Annotated in this window: 10 protein-coding genes and 1 pseudogene; 4 read left to right on the forward strand and 7 right to left on the reverse strand. The window is 73.9% G+C overall.

Features of this window, described 5'->3' with window-relative positions:
* Together AAHZ94_RS12905 and AAHZ94_RS12910 are read left to right on the forward strand one after the other, a co-directional pair.
* Positions 1 to 266 (forward strand): annotated as a pseudogene (locus AAHZ94_RS12905) (hypothetical protein); the annotation flags it as partial.
* Between the two features lie 256 nt (positions 267 to 522).
* Positions 523 to 1,632 carry a class I SAM-dependent methyltransferase gene (locus tag AAHZ94_RS12910; RefSeq protein WP_349992985.1) on the forward strand — a complete coding sequence of 370 codons (1,110 nt, stop codon included), beginning with the start codon at positions 523 to 525 and terminating at the stop codon, positions 1,630 to 1,632.
* Between the two features lie 370 nt (positions 1,633 to 2,002).
* Here AAHZ94_RS12910 and AAHZ94_RS12915 read toward each other — a convergent pair whose 3' ends face one another.
* Both AAHZ94_RS12915 and AAHZ94_RS12920 read right to left on the reverse strand, forming a co-directional pair.
* Positions 2,003 to 3,169: a S1 family peptidase gene (locus AAHZ94_RS12915; protein ID WP_349992986.1), complete on the reverse strand. Its 1,167-nt coding sequence runs from the start codon at positions 3,167 to 3,169 to the stop codon at positions 2,003 to 2,005.
* Positions 3,170 to 3,831: 662 nt separating this feature from the next.
* Entirely contained in the window at positions 3,832 to 4,821 is a 990-nt protein-coding gene (locus AAHZ94_RS12920; RefSeq protein WP_349992987.1) for a LysR family transcriptional regulator, read from the reverse strand.
* A 221-nt stretch (positions 4,822 to 5,042) separates the two neighbouring features.
* Here AAHZ94_RS12920 and AAHZ94_RS12925 point away from each other — a divergent pair, with 221 nt between their 5' ends.
* Entirely contained in the window at positions 5,043 to 5,795 is a 753-nt protein-coding gene (locus AAHZ94_RS12925) for an SDR family oxidoreductase (protein WP_349992988.1), read from the forward strand.
* A gap of 139 nt (positions 5,796 to 5,934) precedes the next feature.
* Here the strand turns inward: AAHZ94_RS12925 and AAHZ94_RS12930 are convergent, their stop codons facing one another.
* From AAHZ94_RS12930 to AAHZ94_RS12940, 3 genes are all read right to left on the reverse strand, one after another.
* On the reverse strand, positions 5,935 to 6,768 hold the full coding sequence (locus AAHZ94_RS12930; RefSeq protein WP_349992989.1) for an aldo/keto reductase: 834 nt from the start codon (positions 6,766 to 6,768) through the stop codon (positions 5,935 to 5,937).
* A gap of 125 nt (positions 6,769 to 6,893) precedes the next feature.
* A complete protein-coding gene (locus tag AAHZ94_RS12935; RefSeq protein WP_349992990.1) occupies positions 6,894 to 8,717 on the reverse strand; it encodes an AMP-dependent synthetase/ligase in 1,824 nt (607 codons plus the stop codon).
* 439 nt (positions 8,718 to 9,156) lie between these two features.
* Positions 9,157 to 10,041, reverse strand: a complete 885-nt coding sequence (locus AAHZ94_RS12940) for a LysR family transcriptional regulator (RefSeq protein ID WP_349992994.1) — start codon at positions 10,039 to 10,041, stop codon at positions 9,157 to 9,159.
* Positions 10,042 to 10,494: 453 nt separating this feature from the next.
* On the opposite strand from AAHZ94_RS12940, the gene AAHZ94_RS12945 reads away from it, so the two are divergent.
* Positions 10,495 to 11,565, forward strand: coding sequence for a bile acid:sodium symporter family protein (locus AAHZ94_RS12945; protein WP_349992991.1), 1,071 nt, complete (start codon positions 10,495 to 10,497; stop codon positions 11,563 to 11,565).
* Positions 11,566 to 11,665: 100 nt separating this feature from the next.
* Here AAHZ94_RS12945 and AAHZ94_RS12950 read toward each other — a convergent pair whose 3' ends face one another.
* Positions 11,666 to 13,558, reverse strand: coding sequence for an exo-alpha-sialidase (locus AAHZ94_RS12950; protein WP_349992992.1), 1,893 nt, complete (start codon positions 13,556 to 13,558; stop codon positions 11,666 to 11,668).
* Between the two features lie 669 nt (positions 13,559 to 14,227).
* Positions 14,228 to 15,566: serine hydrolase domain-containing protein (locus AAHZ94_RS12955; protein ID WP_349992993.1), on the reverse strand; the 1,339-nt coding region annotated here is incomplete at its 5' end.

The following is a 15,566-nucleotide window of genomic DNA, read 5'->3' on the forward strand; positions in this document are numbered from 1 at the left end:
GGGGGGGGGGGGGGGGGGGGGGGCGCGCCCCCCCCGCCCCCCCGCGGGCCCCGGGGGGGGGGGGCGGGGGGCCCGGCGCGCCGCGGGGGGCCCGCCCGCCGGGCTGGGACCTGCGCATCCACCTCGCCGTCGCCCGCGGCCACCGGGCGCTCGACGTCACCCGCGCGGTCCGCGCCGCGGTCACCACGGCCGTACGGGAGCTGACCACAGACGCCGTGCCCGAGCCGCGGGTGAACGTCAGCATCACGGTCACCGACATCGTCTGACCCCGCCTGTGCACCGGCCCCGACCCGTGGCCGGGCACCGGCGAGGTCAGCCGCCGGCCCGCACCCACCCACTGGCCCCTCCCCACCCCGGCCCGTACGCGTCACCAGCGCCCGCACCCACCCACCGGCCCCTGCGCCGTGCGTTGCCGAACCGGCAACGGAGATTGCCACCGCGGCCGGCGCGGCGGCAGGCTCGGCACCGGTGGTCACGGCGACCACCGCACCGCGACATCCGTCCCGAGCCGGAGGCACCGTCATGGCAGAGCGGCACGCACATTCGCAGACCCCCGAGCAGCACGCCGACCGCCCACCGCACGCCGGGCCCGACCACGGCAACGACACCGGTCACGGCCGGGTTCCCACCCACACCCACAGCCACACCCACAGCCACACCCACGGCCACCGCGCCGACCTGGACTGGGCGCGGGAGGGAGTGCGCCTGGTGGCGGAGGCCGAGTTGTACGGGCCCGTCGCCGAGCAGATGGTCGGCGCGTTGCGGGAGCGCTTCGGCGCGGTGGGCCGACACCCCGACGAGGTGCGCCGGGTGCTGGACGTCGGCAGTGGGCCCGGCGTCTTCACCTGTCTGCTCGCCGAGGCGTTCCCGCGCGCCGAGGTGGTCGCGGTGGACGCCGCACAGCCACTGCTCGACCTGGTGGCGGAGCGGGCCGCCGGGTTGGGGCTCGGCGACCGGGTGGGCACCCTCCGCGCCGAACTGCCGCACGGTGTGACCGGGCCGGCGGGCGTCGCCGTCAACGGGCCGCGCACGCCGGGCGACGACGCGTACGGGCCGGCCGGCAGCGGCACCCCCGAGATAGCCGCCGGCCCCGTGGTGGCCGGCATCGGCGAGGCCGACCTCATCTGGTCGCGCAAGGCGCTGCACCACGTCGGGGACCAGCGCGAGGTGGTCCAGCGGCTGGCCCGCTCGCTGCGCCCGGGCGGGCTGCTCGCCCTGTCCGAGGGCGGGTTGCCGATACGTTTCCTGCCGCGCGACTTCGGGCTCGGCCGGCCCGGCCTCCAGTCCCGGCTGACCGCGGCCACCGAGGAGTGGTTCAACGGGATGCGGGCCGGGCTGCCGGGCTCGGTGCCGATGGTGGAGGACTGGGCCGGGTTGCTCGACTCGGTGGGCCTCAAGGGGGCCGCCAGTCGCAGCTTCCTGCTCGACCTGCCGGCCCCGCTCGCAGCCGCCGGCCGCGCGCACCTCACGGCGACCCTCACGCGGCTGCGGGAGCGGGCCCCCGAACTCCTGGACACCGCGGACCAGCAGGTGCTCGACCAGCTCATCGACCCGGCCGACCCGGCGGGCGTCGCACGCCGCCAGGACGTCTTCCTGCTGACGGCGGAGACGCTGCACACGGCGTACGCGTAGGGGCGGTGGGCCTCGCGGGCCCCTGCCGACGCTGCGGCTCGCCGGGCCACCCGCCCCAACGGTTCGGTACGGCCCGACCACCCGTACGGCCCCGGCCACCCGGTGCAGCGAACCCCGCCCCGTACGGCGAACCCCGCCCCGTACGGCGGCCCGCGTGTACAGCCGATGCCGCCACCCCCAGGAGGGAGGGCGGCGGCACCGGTGGGGGCTGTGTGTAAAGGGCCCGGGAGCACGGGGCACGTGGGGCGCGGGCCTGGTGGGTGCGGGGTGCCGGCGTGGGTGCCGGCACCCCTGGGTGCTGCCGACCGGTCCAGCGGGCCGGTCAGCCGTGCGGTGGCGCCGGGCTGGGCCCGGCACTCGCCGCGCTGGGTCAGCCGGTGACCAGCGTCAGCCCGTAGGCGCTGAGCAGCGGGTTGATCGGCTGGTGGTACGTGGTGCCGCCGCTGCTGCAATTGCCGGAGCCGCCGGAGGTGACGCCCTGCGCCTGGCTGCCGGAGATGAACGAACCGCCGGAGTCACCGGGCTCGGCGCAGACGCTGGTGCGCGTCACGCCGGAGACGGTGCCCTGCGGGTAGCTGACGCTGGTGTTGTGCTGCTGCACGGTGCCGCAGTGCCAGCCGGTGGTCGAACCGGAGCGGCAGATCGAGCCACCCACGGCCGCCTGCTGCGAACCGGAGACGGTCACGTTGCCGCTCGGGCCCTTCACCCACGGGCGGGGCGTCCACTGGCTGTTGACGGCCACCCAGGCGGTGTCGGCACCGGGGAAGCGGGACGCCTGGAAGGAGCCCTGCGCGACCCGGTTGTAGCCGGTGGTGGTCTGGCCGGCACGGCCGCAGTGACCGGCGGTGGCGAAGCCGCCCTGGCTGCCCCTGGTCACCGAGAAGCCGACCGAGCAGCGCGAGCCGCTGCCGATGTAGTACGCGTCGCCGCCCCGTACGTCGTAGAACGTCTGCGGCTGCTCGGCGGACTTCACCACCCGCACCAGCTTGCTGTCGGCGCCGCTCTTGGCGATGAGGGTGTGGGCCGCGGTGGCGTCCGAGGCCCGGACCACGACGCTGTTGGACTTGACGTCCACGTACCAGACGGGCGCTGCCTTGGTCGGGTTGGTGCGGGCGGCCCGGTCCAGCGCGCTCTTCGCGGCGTCGAGTTCCTTCAGGCTGTGCTTGACCACGTGGGCCTTGGCGCCGGCCGCGGTGATCGCGGCGCCGTCGGCGGCGTCCGTGGTGGCGACGACCAGTTTGGCGTCGGCACCCGTCAGCCAGGAACCACCGAAGTCGGCGCCGACGGTGCCGCGCAGCTCGGTCTCCAGGCTGGCGGCCCGGTATTCGTTCGCGATCCGCGTCTTCGCCTCGGCCGGGGACAGGCCGAGGTCGCGCTCCATGGCCTTCAGCATGCCGGCGGGCAGCTCGGGCGTGGCGCTCTGGGCCGTTGTGGGGGCGGCCGAGGGGCCGTTGTCGGCCATGGCGGGCACTGCGGTCAGGGAGAAGGCGCTCAGGGCGATGGCGCAACCAGCGATCAAGCCACGTCTGCGGAGCATCTGGAGTTCTCCTCGTGTCGGGGGTGGCGTCACCGTAAGCCGGCCCGTTGCTCGTCGTGGACCTGTCAAGTCACTCATATCGCGGAGGTATGGCGCGGAACGCGCCGCAGCGCCGCCGCCGGATGTACTGTCCCCGCCCTGCACTGACGCGGCCCAAGCGGAATCGAGCATCCCGGAACGCTGCATTTCGGCCGGCCCGCGGGGCGGGCGGGTCAGTCAATTGGGGGGGTGGGGGAGCGGGGGCGGCCACGGGTGGACGGGTGTGTGCGTACGAGATGGGGTGTGCGCGCGGATGGGGGTGCGTGCGCACGAGATGGGTGTCCGTACGGGGCGGGGTGTGCGTACGGAATGGGATGGGGTGTCCGTACGGGATGGGGTGTCCGTGCGGGTCTCGCGCCGGGGGCGCGGCGGGGGGGAGGGGGCGGCGCGTGGCCGCGGCGGGGCTGTGGGGAGGGAGTGGGGGTGAGTGGGGGAGCGGTGTGCGACCGAGAGGGGGCGGTGTGCCGGGGTGGGGGAGAGGGGCCGCGACGGGCTGCGGGGAGCGAGGGCCGAGCGGAGGGGAGGGGGGAGAGGGGAGAGGGGAGAGGCGCCGGGGGAAGAGGGGAGCGGGGGAGCGCCAGCGGATCAGGTGTCGACGGCGTGTGGGGCGAACGGCGTGCGGGTCAAGGCGTGGCGGGGCCGACCGTGGCCGTGCCGAACGCGGCGCTGCACTGCGGGTGCGAGTCGAGCCACGTCGCGTACGGCACGCTGCGCTGGACGGCGTCCGCATGCGCCGCCCTGGCGTGCCCGGCGACCGCGGGCGCGGTGTCGGCGGCGGGCGCGCCCGGATGCCAGCCGACCAGATGGCGCCAGCTCACGGGCGCCCCGGCCAGCGGTCTGATGACCACGCCGGGCGTCGGCGGGAAGGTGGCCCGACACAGCCCCACCGCCCGCCCCACCTGCACCAGGTGCACACAGGACGCGGTATCGGTCTCGAACACCGATACCGGGGTGAAGCCGGCACGGGCGCAGGCGGCGGCGAAGCAGTCGGCGAAGCAGCCGTCGCCCGGTACGTCCGTCCAGGACTCGTTGGCCAGCGCGCTGAGCTTCAACTCGACCTCGCCGGCCAGCGGATGGTCCTCGACCAGCATCACGAAGACCGGGTCGGTGCCGATGAGCTGCCAGGTCAGTTGGTCGCCTGCGGGCGGTGGGCTCTGCCCGCAGGCGCCGATGAGCGCGAAGTCCAGCCGCCCCTCGACCACCATGGTGCTCAACTCCTGTACGGACCAGGACGTGAAGGTGCTGACCGGGGCTGACGGATGGGCCGTCGCCAACCGGTCGATCAGACCGCCGAGCAGCGGCCCGTGGGTGCCGCCGATGCGGAACCGCTGAATGTGCGCCCATGCGTTCGCGAACCGTACGGCCTCTTCCTGGAGCTCGCGCACCGCGGGTAACAACACCCTGGCCCGGTCGAGCACCAACTCGCCGAGCGGTGTCGGCCGGGCACCCGTGCGGTCCCGGACGAACAGTGGACCACCCAGCGCCCGTTCAATCCGCTTGAGTTGGGTGCTGAGGGCCGGCTGCGCGAGCCCCAATGAGGCTGCGGCCTTGGTCAGCGACCCAGTATCAGCTATCGCGCGTATCGCTCTGAGGTGCCGCAGCTCAAGCTCCATATCCGAAAGCTATGGCGGCATCAGCGCGGCAGCAATACACGTGCCCGACCTTCTCGCGTAACCTCCGCCTCGCCCGGGGGCGATGTGTGGCGATCGTGGCGAAGCGCGGAATTTCGCGGCCCGCCCCGGAGGTTGGCACCTGCGAACCTGCTGCGCCAAGGGTGGGGCACATTCCGCGGCAAGCCGTGGAGTACCCCGCACAACCCACCGAAAGGACCTCGATGTCCACCTCTGACACACCCGGGCCCACCATCACCCCGCCGCTCGCCGGCCGTACCGTCGTCATCCTCGGCGGCGGCTCCGGATTCGGCCGCGCGGTGGCCCGCCGCTCGGTCGCCGCCGGGGCCCATGTGGTGCTCGGCGGGCGCACGGCCGAGCGGCTCGCGGCGGTCGCCGAGGAGTTGGGGGAGCGGGTGAGCTGGCGCACCGTGGACACCACGGACCAGGCGTCGCTGGCCGACTTCTTCGCCCCGCTGGAGCGCATCGACCACCTGTTCACGCCGGCGGCCTCGTACCAGACCGGGCCGATGCTCGAACTCGACGACGAGGCCGCCGAGTCCCCGTTCACCTCGAAGTTCTGGGGTCAGTACTACGCGGTCAAGCACGCGGCGCCGAGGCTTTCCGCCGACGGCTCGGTGGTGTTGGTGTCGGGCGCGGCGAGCGTGCGGCCGTTCGGCGCCGCCCCCGCGTACGTGGCCTGCAACGCGGCCATCGAAGGGCTCGGCCGCGGCCTCGCCGCCGAACTCGCCCCGGTGCGGGTCAATGTGGTCTCGCCCGGCGCCATCGACGGGGACCTGTGGGGCCGCCGCCCCGCCGAGGTCCGCGAGGACGGCTTCGCCCGTTACAGCGAGGCGACGGTGCTGCGCCGGATCGGCACCGAGGACGAGGTGGCCGACGCCGTGCTCTTCCTGTTCGGCAACGGCAACATGACGGGCTCGACGCTGTACCCGGACGGCGGGTACGCGCTGCGCTGACCCGCGGCCGGCCCCGGCGCACCCGTGCTGGCACCCGAGCACGACAACGGCGCCGGCGCCCCTCCCGTCTGAGGGGTGCCGGCGCCGCGCACCGACCGGATGCCGGGCCGCCGTCCAGCGGCCCGGCAGCGGGACGGGCTCAGACCACGTCGAAGGTGTCCGGGGCGGGGCCGGTGCGACGGCCCTGGTCGAGCCCGGCGATGGCGGCGAGGTCGTCCGCGTCCAGCGCGAAGTCGAACACGTCGATGTTCTCGCGGATGCGCGAGGGGGTCACCGACTTGGGGATCACGATGGTGCCGAGCTGGAGGTGCCACCGCAGCACGACCTGGGCCGGCGACTTGCCGTGCTTGGTCGCGATGGCGGCGATCGTCGGCTCGTCGAGCAGGCCCTTGCCGGAGCCCAGCGGCGACCACGCCTCGGTGGCGATGCCGTGCTTGGCGTGGAAGTCGCGCAGCTCCTGCTGCTGGAGCTGCGGGTGCAGCTCGACCTGGTTGAGCACCGGCACCACCGAGGTCTCGGCGAGCAGCCGCTCCAGGTGCGCGGGGTGGAAGTTGGAGACGCCGATGGCCTTGGCCCGACCCTCGGCGTAGATCTTCTCCAGCGCCTTGTACGTGTCCACGGAGGTGCCCCGGGCCGGCAGCGGCCAGTGGATCAGGTACAGGTCGACGTAGTCGAGGCCGAGCTTGGTCAGCGAGGAGTCGAAGGCGCGCAGGGTCGCGTCGTACCCGTGGTCGGAGTTCCAGACCTTCGTCGTGACGAACAGTTCCTCACGCGGCACACCCGACTCGGCGATCGCCTTCCCCGTGCCCTCCTCGTTGCCGTAGATGGCGGCGGTGTCCACGCTGCGGTACCCGGCCTCCAGGGCCGTGCTCACCGCGGCGGTGGCCGCCTCGTTCTCCACCTGCCACACACCGAAGCCGAGCTGCGGGATGGTGACGTCGTTGTTGAGGGTGATTGAGGGGACCTTGCTCACGAGCAATCGATCCTTACGTTGGGGGGTGCACTTACTCCACGGTCAACCATCGGCCCGCTGATCGCATTCCCGCATCCCGCAACCGATTCCGGCGGTGGCCCCTGCCGGCGCCCTCCCGCCCCCTGTCAACTGCGGTAGAGCTCGTCCACCTCATCCGCGTACGCCTGCTCGACCGCCTTCCGCTTGAGCTTGAGCGAGGGGGTGAGCAGGCCGTCTTCCTCGGTGAAGCGGGTGGCGACGATCCGGAAGGTGCGGATCGACTCGGGCTGCGAGACCAGCGTGTTCGCGGCCACCACCGCCCGTCTGACCTCGGCCTCCAGATCCGGGGCGCGGACCAGCACGGCCGGCTCCACGACCGGCTTGCCCCGCATCTGGAGCCAGTGCACGACCGCCTCCACGTCCAGGGTGACCAGCGCCGCCACGTACGGGCGGTCGTCGCCGACCACCAGGCACTGGGCGACCAGCGGATGGGCCCGTACGCGCTCCTCAAGGGCCAGCGGCGACACCGTCTTGCCGCCCGAGGTGACCAGCACCTCCTTCTTGCGCCCGGTGATCGTCAGATAGCCGTCGTCGTCGAGGCTGCCGAGGTCGCCGGTGGCCAGCCAGCCGTCGGGCAGGGCGGCAGCGGTTGCCTGTGGGTCGCCGAGGTAGCCGGCGAACACCTGCCCGCCGCGGACCAGTACCTCGCCGTCCGCCGCGAGCCGCACCGCGGTGCCAGGGACCGGCAGCCCGACGGTGCCGAACCGGGGGCGCTCCGGCGGGTTGGCGGTGGCCGCGGCCGTGCACTCGGTCAGCCCGTACCCCTCGTAGACGGTGACCCCGGCGCCCGCGAAGAACAGGCCGAGCCGCCGTTCCATGGCCGAGCCGCCCGACATGGCGTGCCGCAGCCGCCCGCCGAGCGCGTCGCGCAGCTTGCCGTAGACGAGCTTGTCGTAGAGCTGGTGCTGCACCCGCAGGCCAGGGCCGGGGCCGCCGCCCGCGCCGAACGCCTTGCGCTCGTCGGCCTCCGCGTGCCGCACCGCCACCTCGACCGCCTTGTCGAACGGGCCGGCCCGACCGGCCGCCTCGGCGCCGCGCCTGGCCGCGGCGAAGACCCGCTCGAAGACGTGCGGCACGGCCAGGATGAAGGTCGGCCTGAACGCGCGCAGGTCGGGCAGGAGCGCGCTCGCCGAAAGCTCCGGCTGGTGTCCCAGCTTGACCCGCCAGCGCACCGCGGCGACCTGCACCATGCGCCCGAAGACATGGGCGAGCGGCAGGAACAGCAGGGTGCTCGCCTCATCGCCGGGCCGGGAGTGAAAAACCGCCTCATAGCGGGCGACGACGTTATCGGTTTCGGCCATGAAGTTGGCATGGGTGAGGGGGCAGCCCTTGGGGCGTCCCGTGGTGCCCGACGTGTAGATGACGGTGGCCGTCGACGCGGGGGTGAGCGCCAGCCGCTGCCGGTGCACCATGTCCTCGTCCACGTCCCGGCCGTCGGCCACCAGCGCGGCCACGGCGCCGGCGTCCAGTTGCCACAGCCGGGTGAGCAGCGGCAGCCGGTCGATCACCGAGCCGATCGTCATCGCGTGGTCCTCGTGCTCGACCACACAGGCCCGCACCTGCGCATCGTGCAGCATCCAGCGGACCTGGTCGGCGGATGAGGTGGGATAAAGCGGTACGGGCTGGGCGCCGATGCTCCACAGGGCGAAGTCGAAAAGCGTCCATTCGTACCGGGTACGACTCATGATGCCGACCCGGTCCCCGAACCGCACGCCCTGTGCGAGCAGCCCCTTCGCCAGGTCCAGCACCTCGTCACGGAACTGCGCGGCGGTCACGTCGTGCCACTCGCCGGCCACCTTGCGGGCCAGCGCCACCCGCCCCGGATCGTCGGCGGCGTGCTCGAACACGGCGTCCGCCAACCCTCCGACCTGGGGCGCCGTCGCCAGCGGCGGGACGGTGAACTCGCGCACCTGCTCACTCCTTGGGCTCCACGCAGCGCCGCGACCGTATCCGACCGGACGGGCGGCGGCCAGGGCCGCTCCCACGGTCGGGTTCCGGTGACATCGGCTGACATCAGCGCTGGTCAACGGGGTGGTACCGGGCTATTCGTAGCCTCCCGCAGGCACTCAGGGGGCGGGTGCGATCGCTGTGGCTGGATTCTGCACCGAATCTTTCCGAACGCGGCACGGCGGCTCTACACCCGGGCGCCGGGTTTCCGCGCGGGGTCGGGGTGGGGGTTGGCCGTGGGGCGCTGGCCGTGCGGGGAGCTGGCTGCGCGGGAATCTGGCTGGGGGTGCCGAGCCAGTTAGCGGGGCGGCCCGTCAGCCGAGCCAGGCAGCCGGGGCGGCCCGTCGACCAGTGGGTGGGGCGGGGGAGAGACCGGGGCGGTGGGCGGGCGCCGGCCCGCCGTCAGCCGCCGCCGTGGAGCTGGTCCCCGCCGGCGAGCAGGGCCGCGGCGAGCGCGTCCGCCGCGGCCAGCGCATCCGTTCCGCCGCCGGCCTCGGTCGCCCGCCCGCCCCTGACCAGTGCGAACTCCACCGCGCCCAGATCCGGCAGGCCATGGCGGTCCGGCACCCTGACCAGGCCGGGCGGGATCATGCCCCGGGTGTGGGCCATGACGCCGAGGCCGGCCCTGGCCGCCGCGACCAGGCCGTTGAGGCTGCCGCTGGTGCAGGCGATCCGCCAGGCCCTGCCGTGCTGCTCCAGCACTTCGAGGGCCCGGGCCCGGGTGATCCCGGGCGGCGGGAACAGGATCAGCGGCAGCGGGCGGTCCGGCTCGATCCGCAGCCGGTCGTGGCCGATCCACACCAGCCGGTCCCGCCAGACCAGTTGCCCGCCCGGCCGGTTGGGCGAGCGCTTGGCGAGGACGAGATCGAGCCGCCCGGCCTCAAGCAGGGTGTGCAGCGTCCCGGACAGCTCGACCGTCAGCTCCAGGTCCACCCGTGGGTGGTCGCGGCGGAAACGCTCCAGGATCTCCGGCAACCGGGTCAGCACGAAGTCCTCGGACGCCCCGAAGCGGAGCCGACCGCGCGGCTGACTGCCCGCGAACCAGCTCGCCGCCCGCTCGTTGGCCTCCAGGATCGTGCGCGCGAAACCGAGCATCGCCTCGCCGTCCTCCGTCAGCTCCACGCTGTGCGTGTCGCGCGTGAACAACTGCCGGCCGGCCGCCGCCTCCAGCTTCCGCACCTGCTGGCTGACCGTGGACTGCCGCACCCCGAGCCGCTGGGCGGCCTGCGTGAAGCTGAGCGTCTGGGCCACCGTGCGGAAGGCACGCAACTGCACCGGATCGAACATGCGGCCACCGTAGCCGGTCATCGCCTTTGATGATGACAGTGAGCGCGGTGTGCGCCTTTCCCGATGAGCGGCCGTTGCGGCAGGGTGGCAGGGGCGGCGGGGACGCCAGGGTTGCGCGGACGCCAGGGTTGTGGGGGCGGAGGGATACGGGGGTGGCGGAGGCCCGCCCGGCCGGCGCCTTCGGCAGCCCCGCCACACACCCGAACCCGAGCGGCGCGCCCGTCGCCGTGCCCGGGCCACCCGCACCCGTCCCGTACGACCCCACTCCCACCTCAAACCCCAACCCGTACGACCCACCCCCACCCATAGGCGCCGCGGCCCACCCACCCCAGCCACTAACCCACGCACCCGTACCCGCACCAACACACCCAGGCACCCACGCACCCACTCCCACCCACCGGGCGCGCCCACTTCCCCACCCGCCCAGCACCGCCCACCCGAAGGAGAGCGCCCATGCGTCGCCCCGTCCTGCCTGCCTGGTTGCCGCTCGACGGGTTCGTCTTGGCGCTGGTCGGCACGGTCGTGCTGGCTGCTTCGGTGCCGGTCACGGGGCGGGCGGCGGAGGTCGCCGACGGTGGCAGCACGGTGGCGGTGGCCGGGCTGTTCTTCCTCTACGGGGCCAGGCTCTCCGCCCGCGAGACGGTCGCCGGGCTGCGCCACTGGCGCCTCCACGTCACCGTCCTTGCCTGCACCTTCGTGGTGTTTCCGGTACTCGGCCTGGCAGCCGGTGGGTTGGTGCCGCTGGTACTGACGCCACAGCTCCACACCGGGTTGCTCTTCCTGTGCCTGGTGCCTTCGACCATCCAGTCCTCCATCGCCTTCACCTCGATCGCCCGCGGCAACGTGCCCGCCGCCATCTGCGCCGGCTCCCTCTCCAGCCTGGTCGGGGTGGTCATCACGCCACTGCTGGCCGGGCTGCTGCTCGGCGGCAGCGGCGGCGGGTTCTCGGGTGGCTCCCTGCTGGCCATCGCGCTCCACCTGCTCCTGCCGTTCCTGGCCGGACAGGCGCTGCGGCGCTGGGTGGGCCCGTTCGTCCTACGCCACCGCAAGCTGCTCGGGTACGCCGACCGGGGCTCGATCCTGCTGGTCGTCTACACCGCCTTCAGCCGGGGCACGGCCGACGGCGTGTGGCACCAGGTCGGCTGGGCGCGGCTGGGTGGGTTGCTCGGGGTGGAAGCCGTCCTGCTCACCGTGCTGCTCACGCTGACCGCGTACGGGGCACGCCGGCTCGGCTTCGACCGCCAGGACCGGGTGGCGATCACCTTCGCCGGTTCGAAGAAGAGCCTGGCGGCCGGGTTGCCGATGGCCAGCGTCCTGTTCGGCGCCGACGCGGGGCCTGTGGTGCTGCCGCTGATGCTCTTCCACCAGCTCCAACTGATCGTCTGCGCGGTGCTGGCCAGGCGGTACGCGGCGAGCGGGGCGGACCGGGCCCCGACGCCCGACCGCCCAGCCAGCCGCCCGACCGCCCACGCCACGCACCCCGCCCCACCGCCCAGCCAGCCAAGCGACCGCCCGCGCCGCTAACCCTGCCTCCGCCCCCGCCCGGCCGACCGACCCGCGAGCCTGACCGTCACGCCGACTGCCAACCTGACCGTCAGCCCCGGCCAACCCGACCGGGCACCCCTCACGAGGACCGCACCCGGTCCAGCGGCAGCCACACCACCGCCCCGTCGCGGGCCACCCCCTGGGCCGACGTGCTGCCCAGCCGGTCGATCTCCGCATCGGGCAGCGCCCGGCGCAGCACCAGCACCTCGTCCAGCGCGCCGGCCAGGTGTGAGCGGCTGTCCGGCTTCTGCCCGACGTGCACGCCGAAGACCGAGTTGCGGCTCACCGAACCCGCCGGGGCCCGGACGCCGGTGGGCGTGCCGTCCACGAAGAGGGTGAGTTCGCCGCCGCCCCGCCGCAGCGCCAGGTGGTGCCACTCGCCGTCGTTGTAGGCGCGGGCGGCCCGTACCGTCGTGGTGACCGGCGCCGCCGCCCCTTCCACCGTCAGCATGGACGCCGTGATCCGGTTGTTGGCCGGCTCGCCACGCACCGCCACCTGCGGCGACTTGTTGCCGACCCCGCCCATCCACAGGAAGGGTTGCTCGCCGGTGGTCGCCGTGTACCGGAACCACAGGCTGGCTGTGAAATCACTGTCGCCGAGCGGCAGCGAGCCTCGGAACGGCAGCCGTACGGCGTCGTTGACGCCGTCGAACTCCACCGCCCGGTCGAACTGCCCGTCGCCGGTCCGCGCCCCACCGAGCACCGCGGCCGGTCGCGCCCCGCGCCCGCCGTCCACCGTCCGCGGATCGGGGCCGCGCCGCGGCCCGAGCCAGTCCTCGGTGAAGCGGGCGAAGCGGATCTCGTCCCTGGCGTCGACGGCCCCCGCCTCGTACAGCAGCCCGACCGCACCGCCGGACAGCCGCGCCATGTCGGAGTAGCCGGACCAGTCGGTGGTGACCACCTTGCCGCGGTCCACGCTCTCCCAGGTGCGCCCCTCGTCGTAGGAGGAGCGGATCATCATGGTGCGCCGCCGGTCCGGGTCGGCCGGTACGGACAGCAACAGCCGCCCCGGGCCGCCCTCGCCGACCCCCGCACCGCGCAGCCGGACCACCGCACCCTGCACCATCGGCGCGTACAGGTCGGGCAGCGCCCGGAACGGCGCCTGGAAGGTCTCGCCGCCGTCGCGGCTGACGGCGTCGTCCCGGTGCCCGAGGTCCGTGCCTTCCTGCTCCCGCCCGTTGACGTAGATCGCCCCGTCCGAGCGCTCCACCAGCGTCATCTCCGACGGCTTCTGACGGAACGTCCCGTCCGCGGCCAGTGGCCAGGTGTCCCGCGCGCCGAGCCGCCAGGAGTCACCCCCGTCGTCGCTGTACGCCAGGGCCGCGTGGTTGGCGGTGATGCGGCCGGCGCCGTAGCTCTCCGCGTTGATGCCGAACACCAGCCGGCCCGCGTGCTTGCCGCGGGTGAGTTGGATGCCGTGCACCGGCCCGGTGGCGTACCAGGCGTCCCAGGCCGGATCGCGGACCTCGCCACTGATGTCACGCGGCGTGGACCAGTGGGCCCCGTCGTCGTCGCTGTACTGGAGGTGCGGCCGGCGGTCACAGGGAACCGTGCAGTTCTGGGCGTCGCCGCGTCCCTTGTTGTACGTGGTGGCCACCACGATCCGACCCGTCTTGCGGTCCACCACGGGCGCCGGGTTGCCGTGCGTGTCGCCGCCGCCCTCGTCGATGACCTGGAGCCCGCTCCAGGTGCGCCCGCCGTCGAAGGAGCGCTTGAGCACGAGGTCTATGTCACCGGCGTCCCCACAGGTGTCTACCCGGCCCTCGGCGAAGGCCAACAGGGTCTTGTCCCGGGTCTCCACGATGGCGGGGATGCGGAAGCAGGCGTAGCCCCCGTCCTGTGACGCCTTGAAGAGCACCTGCTCGTCGAAGGCGGCCCGCCCCGCCGCCGTCCTGCGCCCGAGATCCGTGCCCTGCGCCGGCGCCGGTACCAGCGCGACCAGCAACACCGCCCCGAGCACGGCCCGACCCACGCCGCGCCACCGCGCACCGTCCCACGGGCGCGCACCGGACGCCGCCACCCGGTGCCGCGGCACCGGGTGGGTTGGACGCGTCGGGTGGGTGTGGCGCGCGCGTCGGGTGTTGGGGGTGTCGCCCGGGCCGGGGGCGGGACCCACGGCGTGCGGGGTGTGTGGTTCGCTGGGGGCCGCGGCCGGTTCGGCGGTGTGCTGCCGGCCGCGGGGTGGTGGTGCCGCCTGCGGAGCCTGGTCGGATCGGAGGTGCCGCGATCTGCCGCCTCTAGCGGGGTCTGCGTGAAGTTCGGACGCCATACTCGGACCTGCCCTTCGAAGGCATCTGGACATCAAGACATCCCACGTCCCATGTGCGTTGCGCAGAAGTTACTTGTCTCCCAACAACCCCCACAAGAACCGCGCGCCGCTCGGGCTTCACTCGCTCAGGGGAACCAGGAACACTTGGTCGAAGAAGCGCCGGAATGGCGTACGGGACGGCCCTGCAACCCACAGCCGCGCACCGCTGTCCCGTGCGCGCGCTCGGCCCGATGTCCCGTACGCCACAGGTCGTCTGACGGACCCTCGGCTACGTCGGATGCCGGTCCCACCCGCGCACGACTGGCGCGCCCACCCCACTCGTCGTACGCACCACGGCGCCGGGCGGTCGCCGGTCGCGGCCCCGGCGTGTGCTCAGGCGCCGTCCGTGCACAGGGCGCGGTCGATGAGGCGCTTGACCGCCGCGTCCGTACGGTCCTGCTGGTCGCCGTCGGCGTCGGTGAAGCCGTTCACGACGACCGTGACCGCCCGCCGGCCATCGGTGGTGACGCCGTTCTCGCTGGCGTACCCGCGGGCGTGGCCGCCGTGGTGCCAGTAGACGCCGCCGCAGCTCAGCGGCGTGGTCTCGATGCCGAGCCCGTAACCGCGGCCCGGCTCCTCCGGCATCGGGCGCAGCGTCTGCATCTCGGCCAGTTCGGCGGGGCGCAGCACCCGCCCGTCGATGAGCGCCCGGAAGAAGGTGTTCACGTCCCCGGGCGTGGTGACCAGGGCGCCGGCCGCGTCCGCCGCCGACGGGTTCATCACCGTGGTGTCCAGTTGCCGCCCCGGCCCCTCACCCGTGCTCGGCGCGAAGGTGTGATAGCCGTGCGTGTACGGCGTACGCAGGTACGGGTCCCGGCTGGGCACCGAGGTGTGGCGCAGCCCCAGCGGCCGGACCAGACGCCGGGTCACCTCCTGCTGCCAGGGGCGGCCTGTGACCTTCTCGATGACCATGCCGAGTACGAGGTAGTTGGTGTTGCTGTAGCGCCAGTTGGTGCCCGGCTCGAAGTTCGGCGGGTGTGACACGGCGCCGGCGACGAGGTCCGCGGCGGCGAGCTGCCGGTAGCGGTTGGCCAGGTAGCCGTCGGCGGTGTGCCCGGCCGGGAACAGCTCGGGGTAGCTCGTGTAGTTGGCCAGCCCACTGGTGTGTTGCAGGAGGTGACGGATGGTGATGCGCCGGCCGTCGTTGCCGTGCCCGCTGATGGTGCCGGGCAGCCAGCGGTCGACACTGTCCGACAGAGCCAGCTCGCCCTCGCCGACCAGTTGCAGGACGACCGAGGCGACGAACGTCTTCATCGTGCTGCCGGCCCGGTAGCGCGCATCGTCACGGACCGGCCGCCCGGTGCCGATCTCCGACTCGCCGGCACTGGCGGAGCGCACACCCTGCGGGGTGTCGAGTGTGGCGGTCACTCCGACGGCGCCGGTGTCCCGGACGGCGGCCACGTCGCGCGCCAGCGTACGCGCGGCTCCGCCGCCCGGGGCCGCACCGGTGGCCCCGGCCGGCGCGGCGCCCACCACACCGGCGACCACCGCGGCACACACGACGCCGACCACCGAACCACGCACACCACCACGCACACCGCCACGCAGACCGTCGGGGGGGGGCGCCCCCCCCCCCGCCGGCCCCCCCCCCCCGCGCGGGGGGCGGGCGCCACCCCGCCCCCCCCCCCCCCACCCCCCCCCCCCCCCCCCCCCCCCCCCCCCCCCCCCCCCC

Origin of the sequence: Streptomyces sp. HSW2009 (genome assembly GCF_040240285.1) — a bacterium.
In the GTDB taxonomy this organism is placed as follows: domain Bacteria; phylum Actinomycetota; class Actinomycetes; order Streptomycetales; family Streptomycetaceae; genus Streptomyces.